Genomic DNA, 23,936 nt, shown 5'->3' on the forward strand with positions numbered 1-23,936 from the left:
CATGCACACACGACCGAAGGTGGTACTGGCCTTCAGCGGCGGCCTCGACACCAGTTACTGCGCCCTGCATCTGGCGCGTGAACGCGGCTGCGACGTGGTGGCCGTTATGGTGAACACGGGCGGTTTTACGACGCGGGAGATCGCCGACATAGAGGCGCGCGCGTCCGCCCTGGGTGTGGCCGCGTTTGTGTGCCTCGACGAGGAGCAGACCTATTACACGCGGGTGCTGCGCCATCTCGTGTACGGCAACGTGCTCAAAAACGGCGCCTATCCGCTGTCGGTGAGCGCCGAACGTATCGTGCAGGCCATGGCCATAGCGCGCTACGCCACGTCCATCGGCGCCGACGCCATCGCACACGGCTCCACCGGCGCGGGCAACGACCAGGTGCGCTTCGACATGGTGTTCCGCACGCTGGCGCCCGGCCTCGAGATCCTGACACCCATTCGCGACCGCCGCCTGAGCCGCGCCGAGTCGAACGCGTGGCTCGCCGCGCAGGGTGTGGTGGTGCCCGAGTCCACGGTGCGCTACAGCATCAACAAGGGACTGTGGGGCACATCGGTGGGCGGACGCGAGACGCTGACGTCCGACACGCCGCTCCCCGAGGAGGCCTGGCCCACACCCGTGACACGGACGGGCAGCGAGGCGCTGACCCTGGGTTTTGTGCGCGGCGAGATCGACGCGGTGAACGGCGAACGTTTCGCGCGGAAACCCGACGCCATACGCCGCGTGCAGGAACTGGCCGCGCCCTACGGCATAGGCCGCGACATACACGTGGGCGACACCATTATCGGCATCAAGGGCCGCGTGGGTTTCGAGGCCGCCGCGCCGCTGCTTCTCATCAAGGCGCATCACGCGCTCGAGAAACACGTGTCCACGAAGTGGCAGTTGTTCTGGAAGGACCAGCTTGCGGTGTGGTACGGCAACTGGCTGCACGAGGGGCAGTTCCTCGATCCGGCCATGCGCGACATCGAGGCCCTGTTCGAAAGCAGCCAGCGGACGGTGACGGGCGAGGTGCTGCTGACACTGGCGCCGTACCGCTTCAGCATCGACGGCGTGCGCTCGCCGCACGATCTTATGTCGGCCGAGTTCGGGTCCTACGGCGAGGAGAATCGCGCGTGGACGGGCGACGACGTGAAGGGTTTTGCGGCGGTGTTCGGCAATCAGGCGGCGATATGGCGCCGCGTGAACGAGGGGCTGCTCGATGAAGAGTAAACTGACGGCCGCCGTGGCCGGCGCGCGCGGTCTTGCGGGCGGCGAGCTGCTGCGCCTGCTGCTGCGGCATCCGGATGTGGACCTCGTCTGGGCCGGCAGCCGCAGCCACGCGGGCCGGCCCGTGAGCAGTGTATTTCACGATCTGCTCGGCGATACATCGCTGCGTTTCTCCGACGCGGCGCCGCCCGCGGCCGACGTGTTGTTCCTGGCGATGCCGCATGGCGCGGCACGCTCCTGGCTCGACACCATCGACACGGCGCGTTTCCCCCTGCTCGTCGATCTCAGCGCCGACTTCCGCGCCGATGGCGCAGATACATACGCCGGACGCGCCTTTGTGTACGGGTTGCCCGAGGCGGGGCGCGACACGATACGGAGCGCCACGGCCATCGCCAATCCGGGCTGTTTTGCCACCGCGCTGCAGCTTGCGCTGCTGCCGCTGGCGCAGGCGGGTCTGCTGCGCGGGGACGTACACGTGTCGGCCACCACGGGCTCGACCGGCGCAGGTGCGGGGAACAGCGACACCACACACTTTACGTGGCGGCATGCGAACCTCTCGGCCTACAGCGCCTTCACACACAGGCATGTGGCCGAGGTGCGCGCCACGCTGGCGCGTTTCCAGTCCGGCCGGCTCGGCGACATCCTTTTTGTGCCGCACCGCGGCGGCTTTACCCGCGGCATACACGCCGCGTGCACCCTGCGTGTGGACGCCGGGCAGGAGCTGCTGGAAACGGCCTATCACGATTTTTACGCCTCGTCGCCCTTTGTATTTTTGTCCGGCGACACGGTGGATGTCAAGCAGGTGGCGAACACGAACAAGTGCCTCCTGCATCTCACCCGCGAGAACGATGTGCTGCTGGTGACCAGCGTGCTCGACAACCTGGTAAAAGGCGCCGCCGGCCAGGCGGTGCAGAACATGAACCTGAACCGCGGGCTCGACGAAACCGCGGGTCTGTTGTTAAAACCCTCCGCATACTGAGGTCCGCCCCATGCACATGTTCGACGTCTATCCCCTCATGCCGCTCGCGCCCGTGTCGGCCGAGGGCTGCTGGGTGCGGGGCGCCGACGGGGCGCGGTATCTGGATCTCTACGGAGGACACGCCGTGATCTCGATCGGGCACACACATCCCCGCTTTGTGGAGCGGCTGCGCGCGCAGGCCGGCACACTCCCGTACTATTCCAACGCCGTCCACATCGCGGAACAGCACCAATACGCCGCACGGCTCGGCGCCGTGTCGGGCCTCGACGACTACGCGCTGTTCCTCTGCAACTCGGGCGCCGAGGCCAACGAAAACGCGTTGAAACTCGCCGCGATACACACCGGCCGCCGCCGCGTGCTTGCGTGTGTGCGCGCCTTTCACGGCCGCACCGCCCTGGCCGCGGCCGTCACCGACAGCTCTCCGCGCAGCGCCTCGCTGTGCGCGGCCGATGTGACCTTTATTCCGTTGAACGACGCAGCGGCCTTCGAGCGCGCTTTGGGCGACGACGTGGCCTGCGTCATTCTCGAAGGTGTGCAGGGTGTCGGCGGCGTGTATGAACCCGAGGACGACTTCCTGCGCCTGCTGCGGCGGCGCTGCAGCGAGGTCGGCGCGCTGCTGCTGCTGGACGAGGTGCAGAGCGGCTGCGGACGCACGGGCGACTACTTTGCCTTTGCGCGCTCGGGTGTCAGACCCGATCTCATCAGCATCGCCAAGGGCATCGGCAACGGCTTCCCGCTCGCCGGTGTGTGTATCGCGCCGCACATCGAACCGCGGCACGGCGCGCTGGGCAGCACCTTCGGCGGCGGACCCCTGGCCTGCGCCGCGGGTCTGGCCGTGCTCGACGTGTTGCAGGCCGAGGATCTGCAGGCCCGCGCCGCGCGCACGGGCGCGTGGCTGCTGGACGCGCTGCGTCGCATCGAGGGTGTGCGCGAGGTGCGGGGCCGCGGCCTCATGATAGGATTCGATGTACACGGCGCGGCGGCGCCTCTGCGCGCGCGGCTGCTCGCCGGGCATCACATCATCACCGGATCCGCGTCGGGCGCGCACACCGTGCGCCTGCTGCCGCCGCTGTGCCTCGACGACGAGCAGGCGCAGATGTTTGTCCATGTGTTGACACAGGAATTACAGAAGGAAACGGACGAATGACACATTTTCTCGGCGTCCGTGATGCGGGCGATGTGGGTGCGTTGGTGGATGAGGCGCTGGCGCTCAAGAAGGATCCGTACGCGCACGCGGAACTCGGGCGGCACAAGACGCTCGGTCTGGTGTTTATGAATCCGAGTCTGCGCACACGCGCGAGCAGTTGGAAGGCGGGGCGTCTGCTGGGAATGGATGTGGCCGTGATCAACGCGGCCGCCGACGGCTGGGCGTTGGAATTCGACGACGCGGCGGTGATGGACGGTAAAACCGTGGAGCACATCCGCGACGCCGCGCCCGTGCTTGGCCAGTATTTCGACCTGCTCGGTGTGCGCAGTTTCCCGGCCCTGCAATCGCGCGACGACGACGAGAGGGAAGCCGTGCTCACACAGTTTGTGGCCCACGCGGGTGTGCCCGTGGTGAGTCTCGAAAGCGCCCTGCGGCATCCCCTGCAGTCGCTTGCCGACATGATCACCATACGCGAACACCGTGCGCGGCCGCGTCCGAAAGTGGTGCTGACCTGGGCGCCGCACATCAAACCGATTCCGCACGCGGTGGCGAACTCCTTTGCCGAGTGGACCCTGGCCGCGGGCTACGATCTCACCGTCGCCAATCCCGAGGGATTCGACCTCGATCCGCGTTTCACACAGGGCGCCACCGTGACACACGATCAGCGTGAGGCGCTGTGCGGGGCCGATTTTGTGTACGTGAAGAACTGGTCGTCGTACGAACGCTACGGCGCGGTGCACGAGGGCGGCGCGCAGTGGATGCTCACACCCGCGTCGCTGGCCGACGCGCCCGGCGCGGCGGTGATGCACTGCCTGCCCGTGCGGCGCAATGTGGAACTTTCATCGGACGTGCTCGACGGCGCCGCCGCGCGTGTGCAGGCGCAGGCGGGCAACCGCGTGTGGGCCGCCATGGCTGTATTCAAACGTTTACTCGAGAGGAGCTGATTCATGCCACGCAGACTGACCATCGTGAAAATAGGCGGTTCGGTGCTCGACGAACCCTCGCTGCGCTCTCCTGCCCTCGACGCGTTTGCCGCCGCGAGCGGCAGGCGTATCCTGGTGCACGGCGGCGGCAAGGCGGCCGACGCGCTCGCCGCGCGGCTCGGTGTGCCGCAAACCAAACACGACGGACGGCGTGTGACCGACGAACACACGCTCGAAATCGCGCAGATGGTGTATGCCGGACTCGAGAACACACGCATCACCGCCGAACTGCGGGCGCGCGGCTGTAACGCGCTGGGCATCAACGGCGCCGACGCGGGCATTCTGACCGCGCGCCGCCGTCCGTCCGCACCCGTCGACTTCGGCCATGTGGGGGATGTGGACGCGTCGTCGGTGAATGTCGAGGCGCTCGAGGCGCTGATGCGCGGGGGTCTGCTGCCCGTGTTCAGCGCGGTGACACACGACGGCGCGGGGCACGTGCTCAACACCAACGCCGACGACATCGCGGGCGCGCTTGCCGCGGCGATGGCGCCCTTCTGCAGCGTGCGTCTCGTCTGTGCCTTCGAACGCGCGGGTGTGCTCGGCGAGCCACGCCACACCGCCAGCGTGTTGCCCTTCCTGCTCGAGGCCGAGGCCGAGGCGCTCACACGACAGGGACGTATCTCCGAAGGCATGGTACCGAAAGTGCGCGCCGCGTTCAACGCCCTGCACGCGGGCGCCGTGGGCGCCGGCATCGTCCACGCCGCGCGCCTGGCCGACGCCATGAAGGGCGACGCGCACGGGGGCACCGTTCTTGCTCTCTGAGTCCCTGCTCGACACCTGGCAGGGCGAGGCCGAAGTTCTGCTCCGCACACTGATCGGCATCCCGTCCTTCAGCGGCGACGAGGATCGCGCCGCGACGGCGGTGTGCGACTTTCTGGCGGCGCACGGCGCGCCGCCATCGCGTGTGGGCAACAACGTGTGGGCCGCGTCCGAGATGTGGGACGATGCCGCTCCCACACTGCTGCTCAACGGCCATCTCGACACGGTGCGCCCCAACGGCGCGTACACGCGTGATCCCTTCGACGCCGCCGTCGAACACGGGCGTATCTACGGACTCGGCAGCAACGACGCGGGCGGCGCGCTGGTGGCGCTGGCCGCCGCGTTCCTCTGCCTGCGTGGTTCCGAAACCATACAATGGAATCTGCTCTTCAGCGCCACGGGCGAGGAAGAGAATTCCGGACCCGGCGGCATCGAGGCGCTGCTGCCGCATCTGCCGCGTATCGACGCAGCCATTGTCGGTGAACCGACGTGCATGCAAATGGCGGTGGCCGAGCGTGGCCTGCTGGTGCTGGACTGCACAGCGCGCGGCCGCGCGGGTCATGCCGCGCGCAACGAAGGGGAGAACGCGCTGTACATCGCCCTCGACGACGTCGCGCGCCTGCGCGCGCTTGTCTTCGACCGTCACTCGCCGCTGCTGGGCGACGTGTCGCTCAACGTCACCATGATCGCGGCGGGCACACAGCACAACATCATTCCCGCGTCCTGCAGCTTTGTGGTGGACCTGCGCAGCACGGAGTGTTACACACACGAGGAACTGCTCACGCTTCTGCGCGGTGTGCTGCGCAGCGAGGTGCTGCCGCGCTCGCTGCGCCTGCGCGCGACGGCGCTGCCCGCGGGGCATGTCCTGCTGCGGGCCGGATCCGCCCTCGGCCTCGAATCCTACGGTTCTCCCACCACGTCGAACAAAGCGCTGGTCCCGTTTCCGGCGCTCAAACTCGGGCCGGGCGAATCGGCCCGTTCACACACGGCCGACGAGTACATCGAGCGCGCGGAAATACGCGAGGGGATCCGTCTTTACATACAACTGCTGCAACAACTCCGACGGGACACACCATGACGATACAACTCTGGAACAAGACGCAGGGCGATCCCGACCGCGAGTTTGTGCACCAATTCACCGCGGGCCGCGACAGCCGCCTCGATCTGCGCCTCGCGCCCTTCGACGTGCTGGGCAGCATCGCGCATGTGATGATGCTCGAGTCGGTGGGTCTGCTCGACACGCAGGACGCCCGCGCGCTGCGCGCGGCGCTGCGTGTGTTGTATCACCGCATCGCGGCCGGCGAATTTGTCATCGAGCAGGGCGTCGAGGACGTACATTCCCAGATCGAACTGGAACTGACGCGGCAGTTGGGCGACGCCGGGCGGCGTGTGCACACCGGCCGCTCGCGCAACGACCAGGTGCTGCTCGATCTGAAATTGTATCTGCGCGAAGCGCTGCGGCTGCTCGTGCTCGAGCTTCACGGCTTTGCGGGCGAATTGCTCGCGCTCAGCGACACCTATCGCGACGTGGCCCTGCCGGGCTACACACATCTGCAGGCGGCCATGCCCTCGTCGTTCGGGCTCTGGTTCGCCGCCTACGCCGAGTGTCTTGCCGAGGACGTCACACGTATGCACGGCGCCTACGCGCTGGCGGATCGCAATCCGCTGGGCTCGGCCGCGGGTTATGGCTCGTCGTTCCCGCTCGACCGCGAGATGACCACGCGCCTGCTCTGTTTCGGCGGCATGCACGTCAACGCCGTGGCCGCGCAGATGGGCCGCGGCCGCACCGAGCGCGCCGTGGCCGAGGCGCTGGCGGCGCCGGCCTCGACGCTTGCGCGCCTCGCGATGGACGCGGTGCTGTTCATGAGCCAGAACTTCGGCTTCATCTCCTTCCCCGGCGAGTGGACGACGGGATCGAGCATCATGCCGCACAAAAAAAATCCCGACGTGCTCGAACTCGTACGCGCGCGCTGCAACCGCCTGCAGGCGCTGCCGAACACCGTCGCGCTCACGGTCGCGAATCTGCCCTCGGGCTACCATCGCGACATGCAGGAACTCAAGGAGATTCTGCTCCCGGCGGTGGACGAGCTTGCGGCGTGCCTTCAGGCGCTGCGCCGTATGTTCCGCGTGGTGCATGTGCGGCGCGACATACTCGACGACCGGCGCTACGCGGGCCTGTTCAGCGTCGAAGCGGTCGATACGCTGGTGCGGAAGGGTGTGCCGTTCCGCGAGGCGTATCACGAGGTGGCGCAGCAGTTGGCCGAAGGCACACTCGACGAATCCGCGCGCCGCGTGCACACACACACGGGCAGCGCCGGCAATCTGCGCAACGATCTCATCACCCGCGCGCTCGACGAAGCCGTCGCCGCCTATCGCTTCGAACGGCTCGAGGGTCTCGCCGCCCTCATCGCGCCGAGACGCGAGGGGACGAAGGACTGAGCCGTACGCCACCGATCAGAACACCCACTCGGCCGCTCCCCAGAAGATGAGCAGCCACACGATACCCTTGGCGGTGAAAAATATCAGACCCGCCCATCCGAATCTCCGCAGCCAGCGCGGCATTTTTGCGAGCACGCCGTCCGGCACGTCGCTTCCCGCGGAGTCGTGCTGTTCCGTGCTCTGTACGTCCGGTGTTTTCACGTGTGTGCCAGTCGGTGGGGCGGGCGGTTTTTAGCGCTCGTATTCCTTGAGGTAGCCGAGGAACTCGCGGCGGTGTTCCTCCTCGTCGCCGAGCACGGTGATGGCCATGTCCTGCGTCACGTAGTCGATGCCGTCGCAGAGTTTGATGATTTTGTTGTACTGGGCGATGGCGCCTTCCTCGGCCTCGATCACACCCTTGATGACGGCCACGACGTCGGTCGAATCGTCCGCGGGCTGCAGCGACCGCTGTCCGCGCGGCAGCGCCAGCGAGCCGGGCACGCTGCCGCCTATCGTTTTGATACGCGCGGCGAGCGTCTGTGCATGCAGCAGTTCGGTGGGGATGTCGGCGCCCAGCGCCTTTTTAATCACGTCGGATCGTACGCCGTCGAGGTTCACCGAGGCGGCGATGTAGTTCTGAATTGTTTCGAGTTCCATTGCATATGCGGTGATCAGTTCTGCAATGATGGTGTCGCGGCTCATGAAAATCCTCGTGTGTCTGTGTGATTCGGTGTTATACTGCTGCGAGCGTGTTGGCGGTTTCGACGGCCGACACGGGGCAGTCGGCAAAGGCGTCCACATGCGGTTTCAGCACGGTGCGCAGCGCGGGTTCGTGAATGCCGCCCACCATGACACGCATGGCGGGCGCCGCGGCGCGCAGTTCGGCGATGAGGCGTATGGCGGCGTCCATGCGCGGCACGGTCTTGACCACAAGGCACGCGAGCCCCGGCTGCAGGCGCGCGGCGAGATCGACGATGTCGGCACGCGGCACGGATGCGCCGAAGAAACGGGTCTGCCAGCCGTCCTCTTCCAGCAGATTCGCCAGCGCGAGCGCGGGTATGTCGTGCTGCTCGTCGGGCACGCAGCCCACGATGGCCGTGCCCTTCGCGGTGACGGACGTCTCGATCTGCGAGGCCTTGTAGGCGATGATCTGCCGCACGATTTCGCTGGCGATGTGTTCGTCGGCGATGCCGATCTGATTTCGTTCCCAAAGCCGACCGAGTTCCGACAGGGCGGGGAAGAGCACGTTGTTGTACAGGGTGCCGCTGCTCATGTTCTCGCGCTCCCAGTCGCGGACCAGGGAAAAACATCCGGCGCGGTTGCCCGCGCGCAGGGCTTCGAGCAGCAGCACCGAACGGGTGTCCATTGATGTCATGCGGCGACCTCCTGCGACGCGCTGCGTACGTGCGCGCGAAGCTCGTGGAAAAAAGTGGACATCTGATCGGCGGCCGCGGCGGGCAGGAAGGCCACCGAGGCCATCTGCAGGGCCTGCAGCAGGCGCGGAAGAAATTCGACGGGGAAGCTGCGGCTGCCGAGATAGACGCGCAGCCAGTCGAGATACTCGGTGAGCGCGGCGGGCAGCCCGTATTTGACACACACGTACACGTTCTCGGCGAGGATACGCGCCGATTCGTGCGCGATGCGCGCCTCGGTTTCGCCCCCGAGGTGTTCACGCAGCGTTGTGTCGTTGCGCAGCCGCTCGTGGACGGCCGAAAGGATCGACAGGCGTTCACTGTGGAAGGCCTCGATGGTGTCGGGGGCGATGTCGCCGATGCTGCGTGTGGTGTCGGGAAGTGTCATGGGTCGATCCGTATGCGGTGAAACGGGCGCGGCTCCGTCTTCCCACAGAACATTCCCCGGCGCCGATAAGTTTCTGCCATTCGACTGTGAGACGCCCCATTGCGGCGGAATATTCGGGCATTGCCGGTATATTTGATGATCGACATGCCGCCGTTGCGGTCTGCCGCCCGTTTCCCGGAACCTCCCACCACTGTTGAACGACGTACCTATGATTTCTTCCGCCAATGCCGGCCGCCGGGGCAAGGATGTCCGCTCCGACTGCTGGGTCGAAATAACACTCCGCGACAGCGGCGGACTGCACCTGTCGCTGAAAAGCAAGGTCGACGTGCTCTACGGGCGCAGCATCCGCGCGCTTGTGCACGACGTGCTCCAATTTTACGGCATCACCGACGCCGAGGTGCAGGTGGACGACAGCGGCGCGCTGCCGTACACACTTGCGGCGCGTGTCGAGGCCGCCGTGCGGCGCCTGCGGCCCGACGAGCAGCGGTCGTATCTATTGCCTTTCGAGGAGGGCATCACCGCGCCGAGCGCGCGCGACCGCTTCCGCCGCTCGCGTCTCTACCTCCCCGGCAACGATCCCAAACTTGCGGTGAACGCCGCCATACATCAGCCCGACGGCATCATCCTCGATCTCGAGGACTCCGTCGCGCCCGATCAGAAGGACGCCGCGCGGCTCCTCGTGCGCAACACGCTGCGCGCGGTGGATTTTGGCGGCGCCGAACGTATGGTGCGTATCAATCAACTGCCCGCGGGCTACGCGGATCTCGAGGCCGTCATTCCCCAACTGCCGGATCTTATCCTCATCCCAAAATGTGAATCGGTCGAGGACGTGTGTGACGTGGACGCCGCGATCGACCGTATACAGCGCGAACACGGCCTCACCGCGACGGTGTATCTCATGCCCATCATCGAAAGCGCGCGCGGCGCGTTACACGCCCTCGACATCGCGGGCGCGTCGCCGTCGGTGGTGGCGCTCGCCATCGGACTCGAGGACTACACCGCCGACATCGGCGCGGAACGCACACTCGAAGGAAACGAATCGTTGTGGATGCGCGGCATGGTGGTGAACGCGGCGCGCGCCGCGGGAGTGCAGCCCATCGACACCGTGTTTTCGGATGTTGGCGACATGGACGGCCTGCGCGCCAGCGCGCGCGAGGCGCGCTCGCTGGGCTTCGATGGCAAGGGGTGTATCCATCCGCGGCAGATCGCCGTGGTGCACGAGGCCTTTCTGCCCGAGACGAAGGAACTCGAGAAGGCAAAAAAAATCGTATCGGCCTTTGAAGATGCGGAGCGGCGCGGCCTCGGCGTTGTGGCGCTCGGTTCAAAAATGATAGATCCGCCCGTCGTGAAACGCGCGCTGCGCACCATCGACATCGCCGTGAAGGCGGGTGTGTTGTCCGCCGCCTGGCGGGAGGAGGGTGGCAATGTCTGAACTCGTGCGTAACGCAGCCGGTCGCGACGTCGTGACCACCATCAACGGCGCCCCCGCCGCGCCCTACGCCGGTGTCGGGAAATTCGTGCCGACAGGACGCAAGGCCGCGCCGCCCGTGGCGCGCTGCGCCGACTATCCCGCCGACGGCAACAAACTCGTGGCCGATCTCGCGACCGCGCTCCGTGCAGCCGGACTCCGCGACGGCATGACCATCTCCACACACCACCATTTCCGCGACGGCGACCTTGTCGCGAACCGCATCTTCGACGCCGCGGCGCAGCTCGGCGTGAAGGACCTGCGCTGGTTCCCCTCGGCCGCCTTCCCCTGCCACGCGCCGCTGATCGCGCACCTCGAGTCGGGTGTGATACACCACATCGAGGGATCGATGAACGGTCCGCTCGGCGACTACGCCTCCGAGGGACGCATGCGCGGCATGGGTGTACTGCGGTCACACGGCGGCCGCTATCAGGCCGTGCAGGACGGCGAGGTGCACATCGACATCGCCGTCATCGCGGCGCCCACCTCCGACCCCTTCGGCAACTGCAACGGCGTGAACGGACCCTCGGCCTGCGGCGGACTGGGCTTCGCCCTGGCCGATTCGCAGTACGCCGACAAAGTGATCGTGGTAACGGACAACCTTGTCCCTTTTCCCTGCGTGCCGTGGCAGATACAGGGCAATCACGTGGACTTTGTGGTGGTGACCGACAAAATCGGCGAACCCTCGAAAATCGTGTCGGGCACGACCAACATCACACGCAGTCCCGACCGCCTCTACATCGCCGAGCTGACCGCCCGTTTTGTGCGCGCGGCGGGCATCCTGCGCGACGGCTTCTCGTTCCAGGCGGGCGCGGGCGGCACCGCCCTCGCCTTTGCGATCTTCCTCAAGGAGATGATGATCGCGCAGGGCATTCGCGCCCGTTTTGTGCGCGGCGGCAGCACGAAGTATCTCGTGGAAATGCTCGAGGAAGGACTCACCGACTACATCCTCGACGGCCAGACCTTCGACCTCGACGGTGTGCGGTCCATGCGCGACAATCCCCGGCACGTACACACGAATCCCTTCGTCAGTTACAATTATCACGGCAAGGGCAATGTGGCGTCGATGATCGACGTCGTGGTGCTCGGCGCCACCGAGGTGGATCTCAACTTCAACGCCAACGTCGTCTCGCACAGCGACGGACGTCTGTTGCACGGCATCGGCGGTTGGCAGAACTGCCTCTTCTCGAAATGCACCATACTGCCCATCCCCAGTTTCCGCGACCGCATCCCGGTGATTGTGGATGAAGTGACCACGCTGTGTGGTCCGGGCGAATTGATCGACGTCATCGTCACCGAGCGCGGCATCGCCATCAATCCGCTGCGCCAGGATCTGATCGACGCAACCAAAAACAGCGGGCTGCCCATCAAGAGCATCGGGCAGTTGCAGCACGAAATCGAGCGCCTGTGCGGCGGCAAACCCGACAGGCCCGTCTTCACCGATCTGCCCATCGCGGCGGTGAAGTGGGTCGACGGCACCGTCATCGACATCGTCCGACAGCTTGCGCCGCGCGGCTGAGACCGAGAGAATCAGAAAAGACCAGTGAAGGAGCTGTTATGAGAAACATAGCCGTGTTGCTGCTGCTCGTGTGTGCGACCGTTCCCGCGGCCGCGCAGAATGCCGATCCGACCATCGACGACCTGCTGCTGCCCGGTCGCCTGCCCGTGCCTGTTGTGGGTCCGGTGGCCGCGTCTCCACTACCCGCGTCGCCGCTCGCAGCGCCCGCGCCGCGTACACTGCGTATGTGGTATCACGATTCCACATCGAACCTGCTGCTCTGGCGCATCCCGTCGAGTTACGGCACCTTTGTGACATACAGTCTCGGTGAACGTTTCGATCTGCCCGTGGAGAAGGGACAGCTCGATTCGATACACGTGTACATCCGCGAGCTGCCGCTGGGCAAGATGCGTTTCGACGTGTGGAAGGATTCGTTGCGCAAGCGTGTGTCGAAGGACACCGTGTTGTTCCACTATCCGCATTACACCGCGGGGGCGATCGACACCGCCGCGTTGAAGGCGGGTCAGAACGACACGTTGAACATGGTCACCGTGAACTTCCGATCGCGCGAGGTGGGGAAGTATTTCCACATCGCCGGCGCGCCCGACAAGGATTCGGGCATCACGAGTCTGTTCAGCATGTACACCGACGCGGCCGAGGGCACACTCGAGACCATCACGCCCGAGAACGCGCGCGCGCACATGTTATGGAGCATACAGAACGGCCCGCCGCTGTGCGTCCACATGCGCGGGCGTTTCCAGGACAATCAGAACCGCTACCTGTCGCCCGGTCTCTACATGATCGCCTACGTGACCATCGACGGCACTGCGGGGCGTGAGACCCTGGCGCTGCCCTCGTCGGCCATTCTCGCCTCCGCCTACCCGCATCCCGCCGATGCCTCCATGACCATACCCTTCACGCTGGAGGTGGCCGGACCCGTGCGGCTCGACATCTACACCGCCCTCGGCGCGCACGTTGCAACCGTCACCGACGCCCACTATCCCGCCGGTCCCCACGAACTCGTGTATCACACAGCCCGGCTTGCCCCCGGCGCCTACTACCTGCGCCTCGCCGCCGGCGGCGTACAAGCCGTGCGCTCGTTTCGCGTTGCGAGATGACGGGTAGGATCTAGGAGATAGGATCTAGGATCTAGAATACACGGGTTGGCCGAGTGCCTTTCTCCTGACTCCTTCATCCTGTATCCTCACGCTCGTGTGAGGAGTCAGGATACAGGAGACAGGAGACACGCGTTTGCCGCCTGCCTTTCTCCTGACTCCTTCATCCTGTATCCTTACTCGACCTCAGCAGACAGATCCACCCGCGAGGAACTATCATCGGGGATCTAGGAGATAGGATCAACTGCAGTCGTCGCCATTGATACATCCGCGCGGGGCGTCGCCAGCAGAAAAGAATAAAACGGACAACCCCCTCTTTTTAAGAGGGGGCAGGGGGAGTTGACAACGCGCACCTTGATCCCAGTTCCTAGTTCCTAGCTCCTAACTCCTTCTCCTCACCGCCCGATCACGTCGCGCATACCCGCGTAGTGTTTTTTATAGTAGTCCTCGTCGAGCCGCGAGATAATGACGCCGCGTGTGGTGGAACTGTGGATGAAGGAATTGCCGCCGAGCAGAATGCCGACATGTGTGATACCCTTGCCGGCCGTGTTTTTGAAGAAGACCAGGTCGCCGGGTTTACTCCGCGCGGCGCTCACCGCGCGACCCGTACCGAACATGTCGCGCGCCATACGCGGGAGCACAAGACCGACACGGCGGAACGCCGTCGACACCAGGCCCGAGCAGTCCATACCGTCCGCGTCCATCCCGTTGTATCGATACGGTGTGCCGAGCCAGCGCCGCGCCTCCCGAATCACATCCTGCCTTATCGCCGGAAGGTCGCGATACATCTGTTCGCCGCCCCGGTCGCCCTCCGCCTCCTTCGCCGCGCCGCATCCCGCGACACCCCACGCCGCCCCCAGCAGCAGCGGCAGCAACAGCGACCTGTACAACATTCCTTTCATACCCGCAAACTACGCAGCATCCCGCCCCCCGCGCAACGGGACGCGGGACAGCGGGACAGCGGGAGAGCGGGAGAGCGGGAGAGCGGGACAGCGGGACATCTGTAGGGGCGAACGGCAGTTCGCCCTACGCACACAGCGCCGCGATCAGACGATCAGACGATTAGACGATCAGACGATCAGACGATTAGACGATCAGACGATTAGCCGTGTAAAAGACCCACCCCTCCGATTCTCCCCGCGTTCTATTCGACGTGTGCGCAGCCCGCAAATCAAATCGGATAAGGGCGACCGGCAGGTCGCCCGTGGCGCCCCCGCGACCAAACACCGGCAAGTCGCCCGTGATAACCCTGCGACCCAACACCGGCAGGTCGCCCGTGACGACCGCGCGACCTAACGCCGGCAGGTCGTTCGTGACAACCCCGCGACCCAACGCCGCCGGTCGCCCGTGGCGCCCCCGCGACCCAACACCGCCGGTCGCCCGTGGCGACCGCGCGACCCAACACCGGCAGGTCGCCCGTGACGCCCCCGCGACCCAACGCCGCCGGTCGCCCGTGGCGCCCCCGCACCCCAACGCCGCCGGTCGCAACTGTGCTAGAGGTGTGTCGTGGCGTGCCGCGTGTCTACGGGCGACCGCCGGTCGCCCCTGCGGATGTGATCCGTGCGTAGCGCACACACCGAATACAACGCGGAAGGAATCGGATCGGCGTGTCGTTTATTCATCTACCCAACTACCATCTACCAACTACCCATCTACCGTCTACCACCCACCCATCTACGCGATTCCCGCACGTGTGTCGGGCGACCGCCGGTCGCCCCTGCGGATGTGATCCGTGAGTAGCGCACACACCGAATACAACACGGAGGGAATCGGATTGATGTGTCGTTTATTCATCTACCCAACTACCAACTACCACCTACCTATCTACCATCTACCACCTCCCGCGATCCACGCCAACGACACCGCCCAAGACAGACCAGTCACCCTAATATCGGATTTCTCAGTCCCTTGATTTTCCAATCTGTAAAACGTACTATGGTATCGCCTGCGCATATCGTTGCGGGCAATTTCTGAACGGTATCGGTGGGTGAGCCAGGATGAATATGATGCGTGATGGTATGAACGATGTTCCAGGTCGTGTGTTTCGCGCGACTCTTCGCGGTATTCCACACAGTGGTATCCGCATCGTGTTTCGTGTGGCCGTCTTGTGCGCGGGAGTAAGGTACGCGGCCCTTGTGCTCGTTTGTACCCTTGTTCTTTTCCGGACGGTCATGGCTGGACACGAGGCGAGGGAACACCGGCCAAATCTGCACGATGTCCGTGGTCCGGCGTCGTCCGGAATACCTGGAAGCGGATCGGCCACGAGTCCCACCCCCCTCCACATCCCGCGGCATTTTGCGGAGAATCGCGGGCAGTGGAGCAACGCAGTACTATACGCACATCAGGGCATACGATCGTCGATGTGGTTGCGGCAGGATGGTTTTGTATTTCGAACGTCAGCGGCGGTCCGCACGGTGGCAACCGGTGCGGGTGAACTGCGTCGGCTGGATCAGGATGTCGCCACACTGACGTACAGGTTTCACAATCCCTCGCGGCATTTGCGTGTTGTGGCCGAGCGGCGGGTGCAGGCGGTCTATCATTGGTACACCGATCCCGACAGCACCCGCTGGCGCGAGAATGTGCCCGCGTACGAACGTATCACGTACAGGAATGTGTGGCGCAACATCGACGTGGTGTTCGAGGGAGCGGATGGTGCGCTGGAACAACGCGTCGTCCTTCATCCCGGTGCGCGTCTGCGCGATGTGGCCTTCGATGTCGACGAAGAAGGGGATGCACGCGCCGCTTTGCGTGGCGCCCTGGCAGCGCAGCCGAATTCACGAGGGACCGCGGGACGTCAGACAAACCCCACAGTGCGTGGTATCAATAGTGGTACGCCAAATCGACGAGTGCAACTGGCCGAGATGAATCGCACACCCTTGCGCACTGAGTACTCGACATACTTCGGGGGCGCGGCTGATGAAACAGCGAGCATGATACGAGTGGATAATGATGGGAATATCATTCTCCGCGCGTGGGGCACGAACGGGAGTGGTGAACCTTTGATTGGGAACTGGTTTGCCGCTCCATTTGACGACTACCTTGTGAAAATGGCCTGCGATGGGAAAACGGTTGTATTTGGAACGTATCTCGGCTGGTATACCGGACCGAATATGTCCTACAATAGTAGTAACTGTTTCTGCTTAGGTCCGGATGGTTCAATCTATCTTGTCGGGTCAATGGCGAAAAATGAACACGATTATCCAACTACCGCGAATTCGCTACTCCCGCACCCCTCCACCACCGTGGGGAGTGATGGGAGAAATTATTCCGCAGGTGTGCTTCTTCGGATCTCAGAGTCGGGAAAACTACTATTTGGAACACATGTATACGGCCAATCCATCAAAAACGATGGAGCTTCGCCAAGTGTCGAAGACATGCTGTTCGCCGTGAACACAGATGCAGCAGGCGCTGTGTATGTGTCTGGCTTCGCGGGATATTCTCATCTGCCATTCATGGCCCGAAGGCCCGACTCGCTCGGTCTGCTCTCGCCGTATTCGTTTATTCTGCATCTGAACGCCGCATGTGACACTGTGCTCCATGCGCGGTACTTTCATTCCGGTGCCAGCATTCTGAATATGGCTGTAAACAGCCGTGGGCTGCTGGTCGTATCCGGAAATATTCACAGGACCGACCTTCCAGTGCGAGCGGCGCAACAACCCACAAATGGTGGCGGGTACGATCTCTTTGTCGCGGGGCTTGACGCGCAACTCGATTCGATCGTTTTTTGTACCTACCATGGCGGATCCGGCTGGGATCAGACAAGTCCCAATGCAATGTGCCTTGACGGCGACGACAACATTTACATCCAGGCAGCCACAGCATCGCAGGATTTTCCCGGCATCGATGGCTATCAACAAACATTCCGCGGAGACAGCGCTGCGCATTCCCCCATGTATGCGTATGATGTTGTTGTTAGTAAACTCACCCCACTGGCGCGCCTCATGCACGGCACATTTCTCGGTGGAACCCGTGAAGAGAACCAACAGGGTCTTGCGCTTGACCGAGTGGGCAAGGTCTATTCGTACTGTTACACCTGGTCACGGAATTACCCGTTGCACAACGCACTGCGCGACACGTTCGGTGTGGCCTCCTATGCACTTAGCATTCTTGACTCTGGTCTCTCTCGCATGCATATTTCTACATGTTGGGGTTCAGCGGACCACGGTTATAATTATGGCTGGAGACCATGGTCGTCACGATTTTCTAACTCTACCACATCCCTTGCCCTGACAGACAACGGCTATGTCTATCTGACAGGGCACGCGGGAGTGAACCTGCCGGTGTTCAACGCGTACAAGCCGACGCTGGGGGGCCGCTCCGACGTGTTTCTGACGCGGCTGTACCTGCCGTTCGACGGTCAGGACTATGTGTCGGGCGTGCTGCATATGCCGGATACGATACGGGTGAACCGGTCCCTGGGCCTCGTGTGGCCCGAGATCTTCCGCATCACCGCGGTGGTGACAAACACACATGCGGTGAAGACTGCGCATGCCCTGCGCGTGTCGCTGCAGCTCCCTCCCGGTCTCGTGTTCGATCCACCAGGGCAGGTGTCCTCACGTGTGGTGCCCGATCTTGCGGCGGGCCGCGCGGACTCGGTGTCGTGGACGGTGCGTGTGGACACATCGGTGTCGCCGGGCAATCGCGCGATACACGCGGAGTGGACGTTCGAGGATGCGTCTGTGCGGCAGAGCTGTCCGCCGAATGCGGGAGGCACAGCCGCCACGCTGACCATGCTGCATGTACCCGGCACACCGGGCGGCGAGGTGTCGTGCGCGCTGATCCTGCCCGATACAGTGACGGCGTCCGCACTGGATGCGGCGACAGTGGACGTGCCGGTGCACTTCACGATGCGGAACACGACAGCCCGGCCGCTCACCGTCGGTGAGTGCGGTGTGCAGTTGCCGCGCGGCATGGCGCTGCGCGTACAACCTGCCTCCGACACGGTGCGCGGCGGCTTTGTTCTGCCGGCGCACGGGAGCCGCGAAGAGCTGTGGATTGTGTCTGCGTCCGTGCGCGCCGCGACACGATCCCTCGGGATATCCTGTGTTGCGCGCGACACACTGGGCGCGCTTCTGACGTACTGCGCGGGGAGTGTGACCGTGGCGGGCCAGCCGCTGCAACCATGCGCGGCGACGGGCACGGAGGTGATACGTTTCACGCCGTCGGGCGCCGCTCTGACGGACACGGTCTGGGCGCGCTTCACGGTGGAAAATCCACTGGACACGGCGCGTATTGTGGAGAGCGCCACGCTCGATCTTGCGCAGGCGCCGCATCTTGTGCCGCACGCGGGTGTACCGCCGGTGCAGGGCCCGGTGTCGATCGCGCCGCGTTTCCGCCGCGTGTTTGTGTGGCCGCTGCGTGCGGCGTCGGCGCCCGTCACAACACAGACGGATACGGTACGTCTTGTTCTGCGTACACCGGAACGGACGGGCACGGGGCCTTGTGTGCACAACGTCGCACTGGTGCCGCTCTCGGACGTGCTCGAATGTGCGCTCACCGCACCGGAGCGCTGTACGCTCTCATCCGACGGCCGCATGTACGAACCCGCGACGTATATACTGCGTTGTGTGGTGCGGAATGCCGGATCGACCCGCTCGCGTGCAGGCCGAGTGGATCTGCATATCGTACCGTCCTCCGTGGCGGAGATCGCCGAGGCATTGACACGTGTGCTGCCACCGCTCGGAATGGGCGACAGCGTGGTGTTCGGCTGGTCGCTGCGTCCGCGCCTGCTGCGCGATCCCGTGATACTCTCGTACGAAGTGTCCGTGTACGATACGGTCGGTGTTGAGACACATCACTGCGCGACGCAGACCGCGCTCCCCGGCATCACGGACGATCTACGCTGCGCCCTTCACACACCCGATACACTCGTCTACACGGTGGCACGCGACACATACACGCCTGATCCGTTCACTGCGTCACTCGCGCTCGAGAACGTGCTCGACACAAGCCAGTCCGCAATCGAGGTGATGCTCGACCTTGCGCAGTCGCCGCATATCGCGCTCGTGTCGGGCGAGAGCGTGATGAAACAGGTGACGGGTATGGGCGCGCATGCAACCGACAGTGTGACGTGGCACCTGACGGTGGCGCAGCCGCGTCCGTCCACGATGGTGACGGAACAGATCGTGGCGCGGTACCGCGTCGTGGGTGACACGGCGTGGCGGAGCTGCGGTGCGGCGCTGCACATCGGGGGCGGGGAGCGGATACGCGCGGCGCGCTGTACGGCGCGTGGTCACGACACGGTGTGGGCCGACATGGCGGCCGAACGTGTTGTGCCTCGTCCGCTGCAGGTGTTGTACACGATCGAGAACACGGGCACGGTGCCGCTTGCGGCCTGCACGGCGGCGATCGTGGCGCCTGCGCCGTTTGTGCTGATGTCGGACAGTGTGCAGACCTACGGGACGATAGACGTGGGGGCATCCGTGACACGTCCGTGGCTTCTGGATGTGGAGGACGATCGTTTTGTGCCTGGGCGGTATACCCTCCAATGGGCAGCCGGGTGTGCCGGTGTGGACACGGCATTCACGTGCGCACATACGGTGACGCTGCAGGTGGGCTCGCCCCCGGGCATTGTGCTGACGCCGTTGCGCCTGTTCTTTGCGGCCGAGCGCGGGGCGGCTCTTCCCGCGGCGCAGCAGGTGCAGCTCTCGACCGGCGGCGGCCTGACGATGCCGTGGACGCTGCAAAGCGGCGCCTCCTGGCTCGACGTTACACCCACATCGGGCGACCGCGGGTCGGTGCTGCGCGTGCAGCCGAACACGACGCAGCGTGCGGAGGGCGTGCACGAAACGCGGATCGACCTGGTGTCGACATGGCCGCTACAGCCGCCGCAGGTGGAGGTGGAGTACGTTCTCAGCCGCAGCACGGGAACGAGTGCGGCACCGGCGCCCGCGGACCTGGCAGTCAACGCGGTGTTCCCGCATCCGGCGCGAGGTGCGGTCAGCATCACGTACACAGTGTCTCGAGCGGCCGACGCCACACTGCTGCTGCACGACGCGCTGGGCCGCGTCGTCCGCACAGTGGCCACAGGGGCGCACGCGGCGGGGCGTCACCGCGCCACGGCGGATCTTTCGGGCCTCGCCCCCGGACTCTACCTTGCGGTGCTCCACACCCGCGGCGAGACCGCTGTCCGGAGAGTTGTGCTGAGGTAGGTTGGTGGAGGTGAGACGGTTAGACGGTTAGACGGTCAGACGATTAGACGGTTAGACGGTTAGACGATTAGACGATCAGACGATCAGACGATCAGACGATCAGACGTGTAAAAGACCCACCCCTCCGATTCTCCCGGCGTTCTATTCGACGCATCCGCAGTCCGCGAATAAAATCGGATAAGGGCGACCGGCAGGTCGCCCGTGACGACCCCGCGACCCAGCGCCGCAGGTCGCCCGTGACGACCCTGCGACCCAGCGCCGCAGGTCGCAACTGTGCTAGAGGTGTGTCGTGGTGTGCCGTGTGTCGGGCGACCGCCGGTCGCCCCTGCGGATGTGATCCATGCGTAGCGCACACACCGAATACAACGCGGAAGGAATCGGATCGGCGTGTCGTGTATTCATCTACCCAACTACCATCTACCAACTACCCATCTACCGTCTACCACCCACCCATGTACGAGATTCCCGCACGTGTGTCGGGTGACCGCCGGTCGCCCCTGTCGGATGTAATTCGCCCTTCACGCACACGCCGCCTAGATCGCCAAGTGAATCGGATCGGCGTGTCGTTTGTTCGTCTACCCATCTACCATCTACCACCTACCGATCTACCACCCACCCATCTACGCGATTCCCGCACGTGTGTCGGGCGACCGCCGGTCGCCCCTGTCGGATGTAATTCGCCCTTCCCGCACACGCCGCCTAGATCGCGAAGTGAATCGGATCGACGTGTCGTTTATTCGTCTACCAATCTACCAACTACCACCTACCGATCTACCATCTACCTCCTACCCATCTACCAACTACCACCCACCGATCTACTATCTACCACCTCCCGATCCACACCAACGACACCGCCCAAGACAGACCAGTCACCCTCGCCCGGAACGGGAGAGGGCCGGGGTGAGGGTAATCCAAGAAATACTCCGGCGCGTTCCACGCTCTCCCCCTCCATCTCGCAACGCATTACGTTTCGACGCACAATTCTCTTGATTCAACGGAATCGGATGATTACGTTAACATTATCGTTTTTTACACGACGTACCTATCCCTCACAGTGCCGTATCATATACTCAGGGGGAAACATGATTCGCTTTAGAGCTGCTTGTCTTATTAACGTTCTGTTCACCACTCTCGCGGGGGGGGGGGGGCAGTAGCCCAGCCCACCGAGTGTATCATTGGGAGTGATAATCAAAGCGGGGTCCTCATGTCCAACGAAGTACGGGGGTAATCATGCGGATTGACGAGATCCTCAGCGGCACGTACACCAACCTTCAAGGCAGTCAAGCCCTACTTGTCCGCAACGGCTACCGACGCGTGTTGCCCCGGGAGCTGGTGCAGAAACGGAGCGCACGTACGATGGGTGACATCCCCGCACCGGTGGATCCACTCGACTTGCGTGTGTACCCGAATCCCTTCAACCCGGTGACAACGATACGTTTCCGGCTGCCCGAGGCCGAGAATGTGCGCGTACAGGTGTTTACACTGCAGGGACGTGAAATTGCACGGCTGTTGGACGAGTGGCGCACGGCGGGCACACATTCGCTGATTTTCGAGGCGGGACCTTCGCTGCCGAACGGAGTGTATCTCGTCACGGTGAAAGCGGGCTCACACCGCTCGATGAAACGTGTGACGGTGTTGCGATGATGATAATTAGACGATAATACAACGGTAATTCGGAGATATCACAAATGATACACAATATTCGGTGTATAATACAGTGTATAATGTTGATCTTCGTCTTCACCTGGACGCAGCAGGCGGATGCACAATCAGAACTGAAGTTGCTGCTTGAGTGTGTTGGAGACGATTGGGACTCGACTCTTGGATGGAATGTTGTAGCACTTGACGATGTCAATGGAGACGGTTGGCCTGATTTCGGTGTGAGTGCGCTAAATAGAGGCAAATTGTATATATACTATGGCGGGCCGGGAATTCTCGACTGCATTCCGGATGCAGTTATTCCGGGTGGGTGGAATGTGGTTTATACCGATATTAATGGTGATCACCAACGCGACCTTGTGACCCTGGGGAGCAATGGGACCTCCAAACTGATACATGTATTATATGGTTCTAAGCCATGTCTGTTATGCAGTGATACACTCATTATTATGGAGTATCCTCAACCCGCAGCATACGCCACATTTGGGTCGTCTCTCGTTTCTGGAGATATCAACAATGATGGCTTCATGGATGTTATTGTAGCCGACTTCCACGGCGGTGATAACGGCAAGGTGGGTGGCGGAAATGTATTTATCTATCTAGGTGGAAATGTCTTTCCTATTGCGCCAAGTATCGTGCTTAATCAAGGATATCCGAGATACGAGCACGAGTATGGGCAGCTCACGAGCACAGGCGATCTTAATGGCGACGGGGTGACGGATATTGCCGTGGGGAAAAGGCACTTCCGATCAGAGGCAAGAACAAACTACGATTATAGGCAGCTCTATATATACTACGGTTCAGCAAGCTCCATAATGAACGCCTATACTCCCGATATTGTTCTTGATTCAAGACACGTCGGTGCAAGAGATAGTTCTAGGACATTTATCAACACTGCAAGCATTCTCGATGTGAATCGTGACTCCATTATGGATGTCTACTACGCAGAGGAAGACGGGTACATCCATTATGGATCAAGATCGGGGGTATTATCTTACCCTCAGCGTACGCTATTCAAGCGGTATTGGTCACGCTTATATTCCGATGCATACGCCATCGGAGACTTGAACAACGACGATATTAGAGACTATGCGATTGGTTCGGGGACAATCGACGTATTCATGTCATATTGGCCAGGACGGAGCACTGGAATTAATTCATCGGACTTTGGGAAAAGCGCTGCTCCGGGTATTGGTGCCGAAAGATATGGTAGTACGATTATGGGTAGCAAGCTTGCATCACTCGGTGATATCAACGGAGACGGTTATGATGACGTGTTGGTAGCGTCTCCTGAAGAGGGAGGCGGTCTTGCACGCGGCTTCTTCCATGTTCTCGGCGGCAATCAGGATTTGAAGGTGGAGGAACAAGGCCCGCCAGTATCACCCACGGGAATATCCATCAGTCCCGTCTGGCCGAACCCCACCCACGGCTCCAGCACGGCCTTGGTCACACTTCCTGCGCCGAGTACCGTCCGCGTGAGCGTGCACGACCTGCTCGGCCGCGAGCTGCGGACGCTGCGGACGGGACAACTTGCCGCGGACACACATGCACTGGGCTGGGACGCGTGTGATGCATCGGGGCACCCGGTAGCGGCAGGAACCTACCTGCTTACAGTGCAGAGCAACACCGGCACCGTCACCACCACCATACTCGTCACACGCTGACAGGAGGTCCTTCATGAAAGCACTCATGTGTGGCCTCGTCCTACTTCTAGCGTATTCTGTCGTTCGTGCACAACCGGCCGCTACG

The 23,936-nt window shown here is 63.2% G+C and carries 18 protein-coding genes; 13 read left to right on the forward strand and 5 right to left on the reverse strand.

From position 1 onward, the window contains the following. Position 1 precedes the first annotated feature (1 nt). Genes HY962_01695 through argH form a run of 7 tightly spaced genes read left to right on the forward strand, consistent with a single transcriptional unit; the run spans position 2 to position 7,517 of the window. Positions 2 to 1,213 carry an argininosuccinate synthase gene (locus HY962_01695; GenBank protein ID MBI5645618.1) on the forward strand — a complete coding sequence of 404 codons (1,212 nt, stop codon included), beginning with the start codon at positions 2 to 4 and terminating at the stop codon, positions 1,211 to 1,213. After that, positions 1,203 to 2,189, forward strand: a complete 987-nt coding sequence (locus tag HY962_01700; protein ID MBI5645619.1) for an N-acetyl-gamma-glutamyl-phosphate reductase — start codon at positions 1,203 to 1,205, stop codon at positions 2,187 to 2,189. Before HY962_01695 ends, HY962_01700 begins: the two co-directional genes overlap by 11 nt. Positions 2,190 to 2,199: 10 nt before the next feature. Continuing rightward, complete coding sequence (locus tag HY962_01705) at positions 2,200 to 3,336, forward strand: aspartate aminotransferase family protein (protein MBI5645620.1); 1,137 nt, start codon at positions 2,200 to 2,202, stop codon at positions 3,334 to 3,336. After that, entirely contained in the window at positions 3,333 to 4,280 is a 948-nt protein-coding gene (locus HY962_01710) for an acetylornithine carbamoyltransferase (protein MBI5645621.1), read from the forward strand. Before HY962_01705 ends, HY962_01710 begins: the two co-directional genes overlap by 4 nt. A gap of 3 nt (positions 4,281 to 4,283) precedes the next feature. Then, positions 4,284 to 5,081 (forward strand): acetylglutamate kinase, encoded by a 798-nt coding sequence (argB, locus tag HY962_01715; protein MBI5645622.1) that lies wholly within the window; start codon positions 4,284 to 4,286, stop codon positions 5,079 to 5,081. Positions 5,082 to 5,085: 4 nt separating this feature from the next. After that, on the forward strand, positions 5,086 to 6,156 hold the full coding sequence (locus HY962_01720; GenBank protein ID MBI5645623.1) for a M20/M25/M40 family metallo-hydrolase: 1,071 nt from the start codon (positions 5,086 to 5,088) through the stop codon (positions 6,154 to 6,156). Continuing rightward, complete coding sequence (gene argH / locus HY962_01725; protein ID MBI5645624.1) at positions 6,153 to 7,517, forward strand: argininosuccinate lyase; 1,365 nt, start codon at positions 6,153 to 6,155, stop codon at positions 7,515 to 7,517. The genes HY962_01720 and argH overlap by 4 nt, the downstream gene beginning before the upstream one ends. A gap of 15 nt (positions 7,518 to 7,532) precedes the next feature. Here argH and HY962_01730 read toward each other — a convergent pair whose 3' ends face one another. The 4 genes from HY962_01730 to HY962_01745 are packed head-to-tail and all read right to left on the reverse strand — an operon-like array spanning position 7,533 to position 9,296. Next, a complete protein-coding gene (locus tag HY962_01730; GenBank protein MBI5645625.1) occupies positions 7,533 to 7,718 on the reverse strand; it encodes a hypothetical protein in 186 nt (61 codons plus the stop codon). 30 nt (positions 7,719 to 7,748) lie between these two features. Then, positions 7,749 to 8,198: a rubrerythrin gene (locus HY962_01735; protein MBI5645626.1), complete on the reverse strand. Its 450-nt coding sequence runs from the start codon at positions 8,196 to 8,198 to the stop codon at positions 7,749 to 7,751. A gap of 31 nt (positions 8,199 to 8,229) precedes the next feature. Continuing rightward, on the reverse strand, positions 8,230 to 8,871 hold the full coding sequence (locus HY962_01740; protein MBI5645627.1) for a cobalamin B12-binding domain-containing protein: 642 nt from the start codon (positions 8,869 to 8,871) through the stop codon (positions 8,230 to 8,232). Next, entirely contained in the window at positions 8,868 to 9,296 is a 429-nt protein-coding gene (locus tag HY962_01745; protein MBI5645628.1) for a hypothetical protein, read from the reverse strand. The genes HY962_01740 and HY962_01745 overlap by 4 nt, the downstream gene beginning before the upstream one ends. Before the next feature lie 208 nt (positions 9,297 to 9,504). On the opposite strand from HY962_01745, the gene HY962_01750 reads away from it, so the two are divergent. Genes HY962_01750 through HY962_01760 form a run of 3 tightly spaced genes read left to right on the forward strand, consistent with a single transcriptional unit; the run spans position 9,505 to position 13,380 of the window. Next, positions 9,505 to 10,728 carry an HpcH/HpaI aldolase/citrate lyase family protein gene (locus tag HY962_01750; GenBank protein MBI5645629.1) on the forward strand — a complete coding sequence of 408 codons (1,224 nt, stop codon included), beginning with the start codon at positions 9,505 to 9,507 and terminating at the stop codon, positions 10,726 to 10,728. Continuing rightward, positions 10,721 to 12,283 (forward strand): citrate lyase subunit alpha, encoded by a 1,563-nt coding sequence (citF, locus tag HY962_01755; GenBank protein MBI5645630.1) that lies wholly within the window; start codon positions 10,721 to 10,723, stop codon positions 12,281 to 12,283. Before HY962_01750 ends, citF begins: the two co-directional genes overlap by 8 nt. A 38-nt stretch (positions 12,284 to 12,321) precedes the next feature. Then, entirely contained in the window at positions 12,322 to 13,380 is a 1,059-nt protein-coding gene (locus HY962_01760) for a hypothetical protein (protein MBI5645631.1), read from the forward strand. A 392-nt stretch (positions 13,381 to 13,772) separates the two neighbouring features. Here HY962_01760 and HY962_01765 read toward each other — a convergent pair whose 3' ends face one another. Continuing rightward, positions 13,773 to 14,279, reverse strand: a complete 507-nt coding sequence (locus HY962_01765) for a C40 family peptidase (protein ID MBI5645632.1) — start codon at positions 14,277 to 14,279, stop codon at positions 13,773 to 13,775. Positions 14,280 to 15,548: 1,269 nt separating this feature from the next. On the opposite strand from HY962_01765, the gene HY962_01770 reads away from it, so the two are divergent. The 3 genes from HY962_01770 to HY962_01780 all read left to right on the forward strand — a co-directional run bounded on the left by HY962_01770 (position 15,549) and on the right by HY962_01780 (position 23,851). Further along, a complete protein-coding gene (locus HY962_01770) occupies positions 15,549 to 20,528 on the forward strand; it encodes a T9SS type A sorting domain-containing protein (GenBank protein MBI5645633.1) in 4,980 nt (1,659 codons plus the stop codon). A 1,230-nt stretch (positions 20,529 to 21,758) separates the two neighbouring features. Next, entirely contained in the window at positions 21,759 to 22,172 is a 414-nt protein-coding gene (locus HY962_01775) for a T9SS type A sorting domain-containing protein (protein MBI5645634.1), read from the forward strand. 44 nt (positions 22,173 to 22,216) lie between these two features. After that, complete coding sequence (locus HY962_01780) at positions 22,217 to 23,851, forward strand: FG-GAP repeat protein (protein MBI5645635.1); 1,635 nt, start codon at positions 22,217 to 22,219, stop codon at positions 23,849 to 23,851. Positions 23,852 to 23,936 lie beyond the last annotated feature (85 nt).

This window comes from Ignavibacteriota bacterium (assembly GCA_016218045.1).
Classification (GTDB): domain Bacteria; phylum Bacteroidota; class Ignavibacteria; order SZUA-365; family SZUA-365; genus JACRFB01.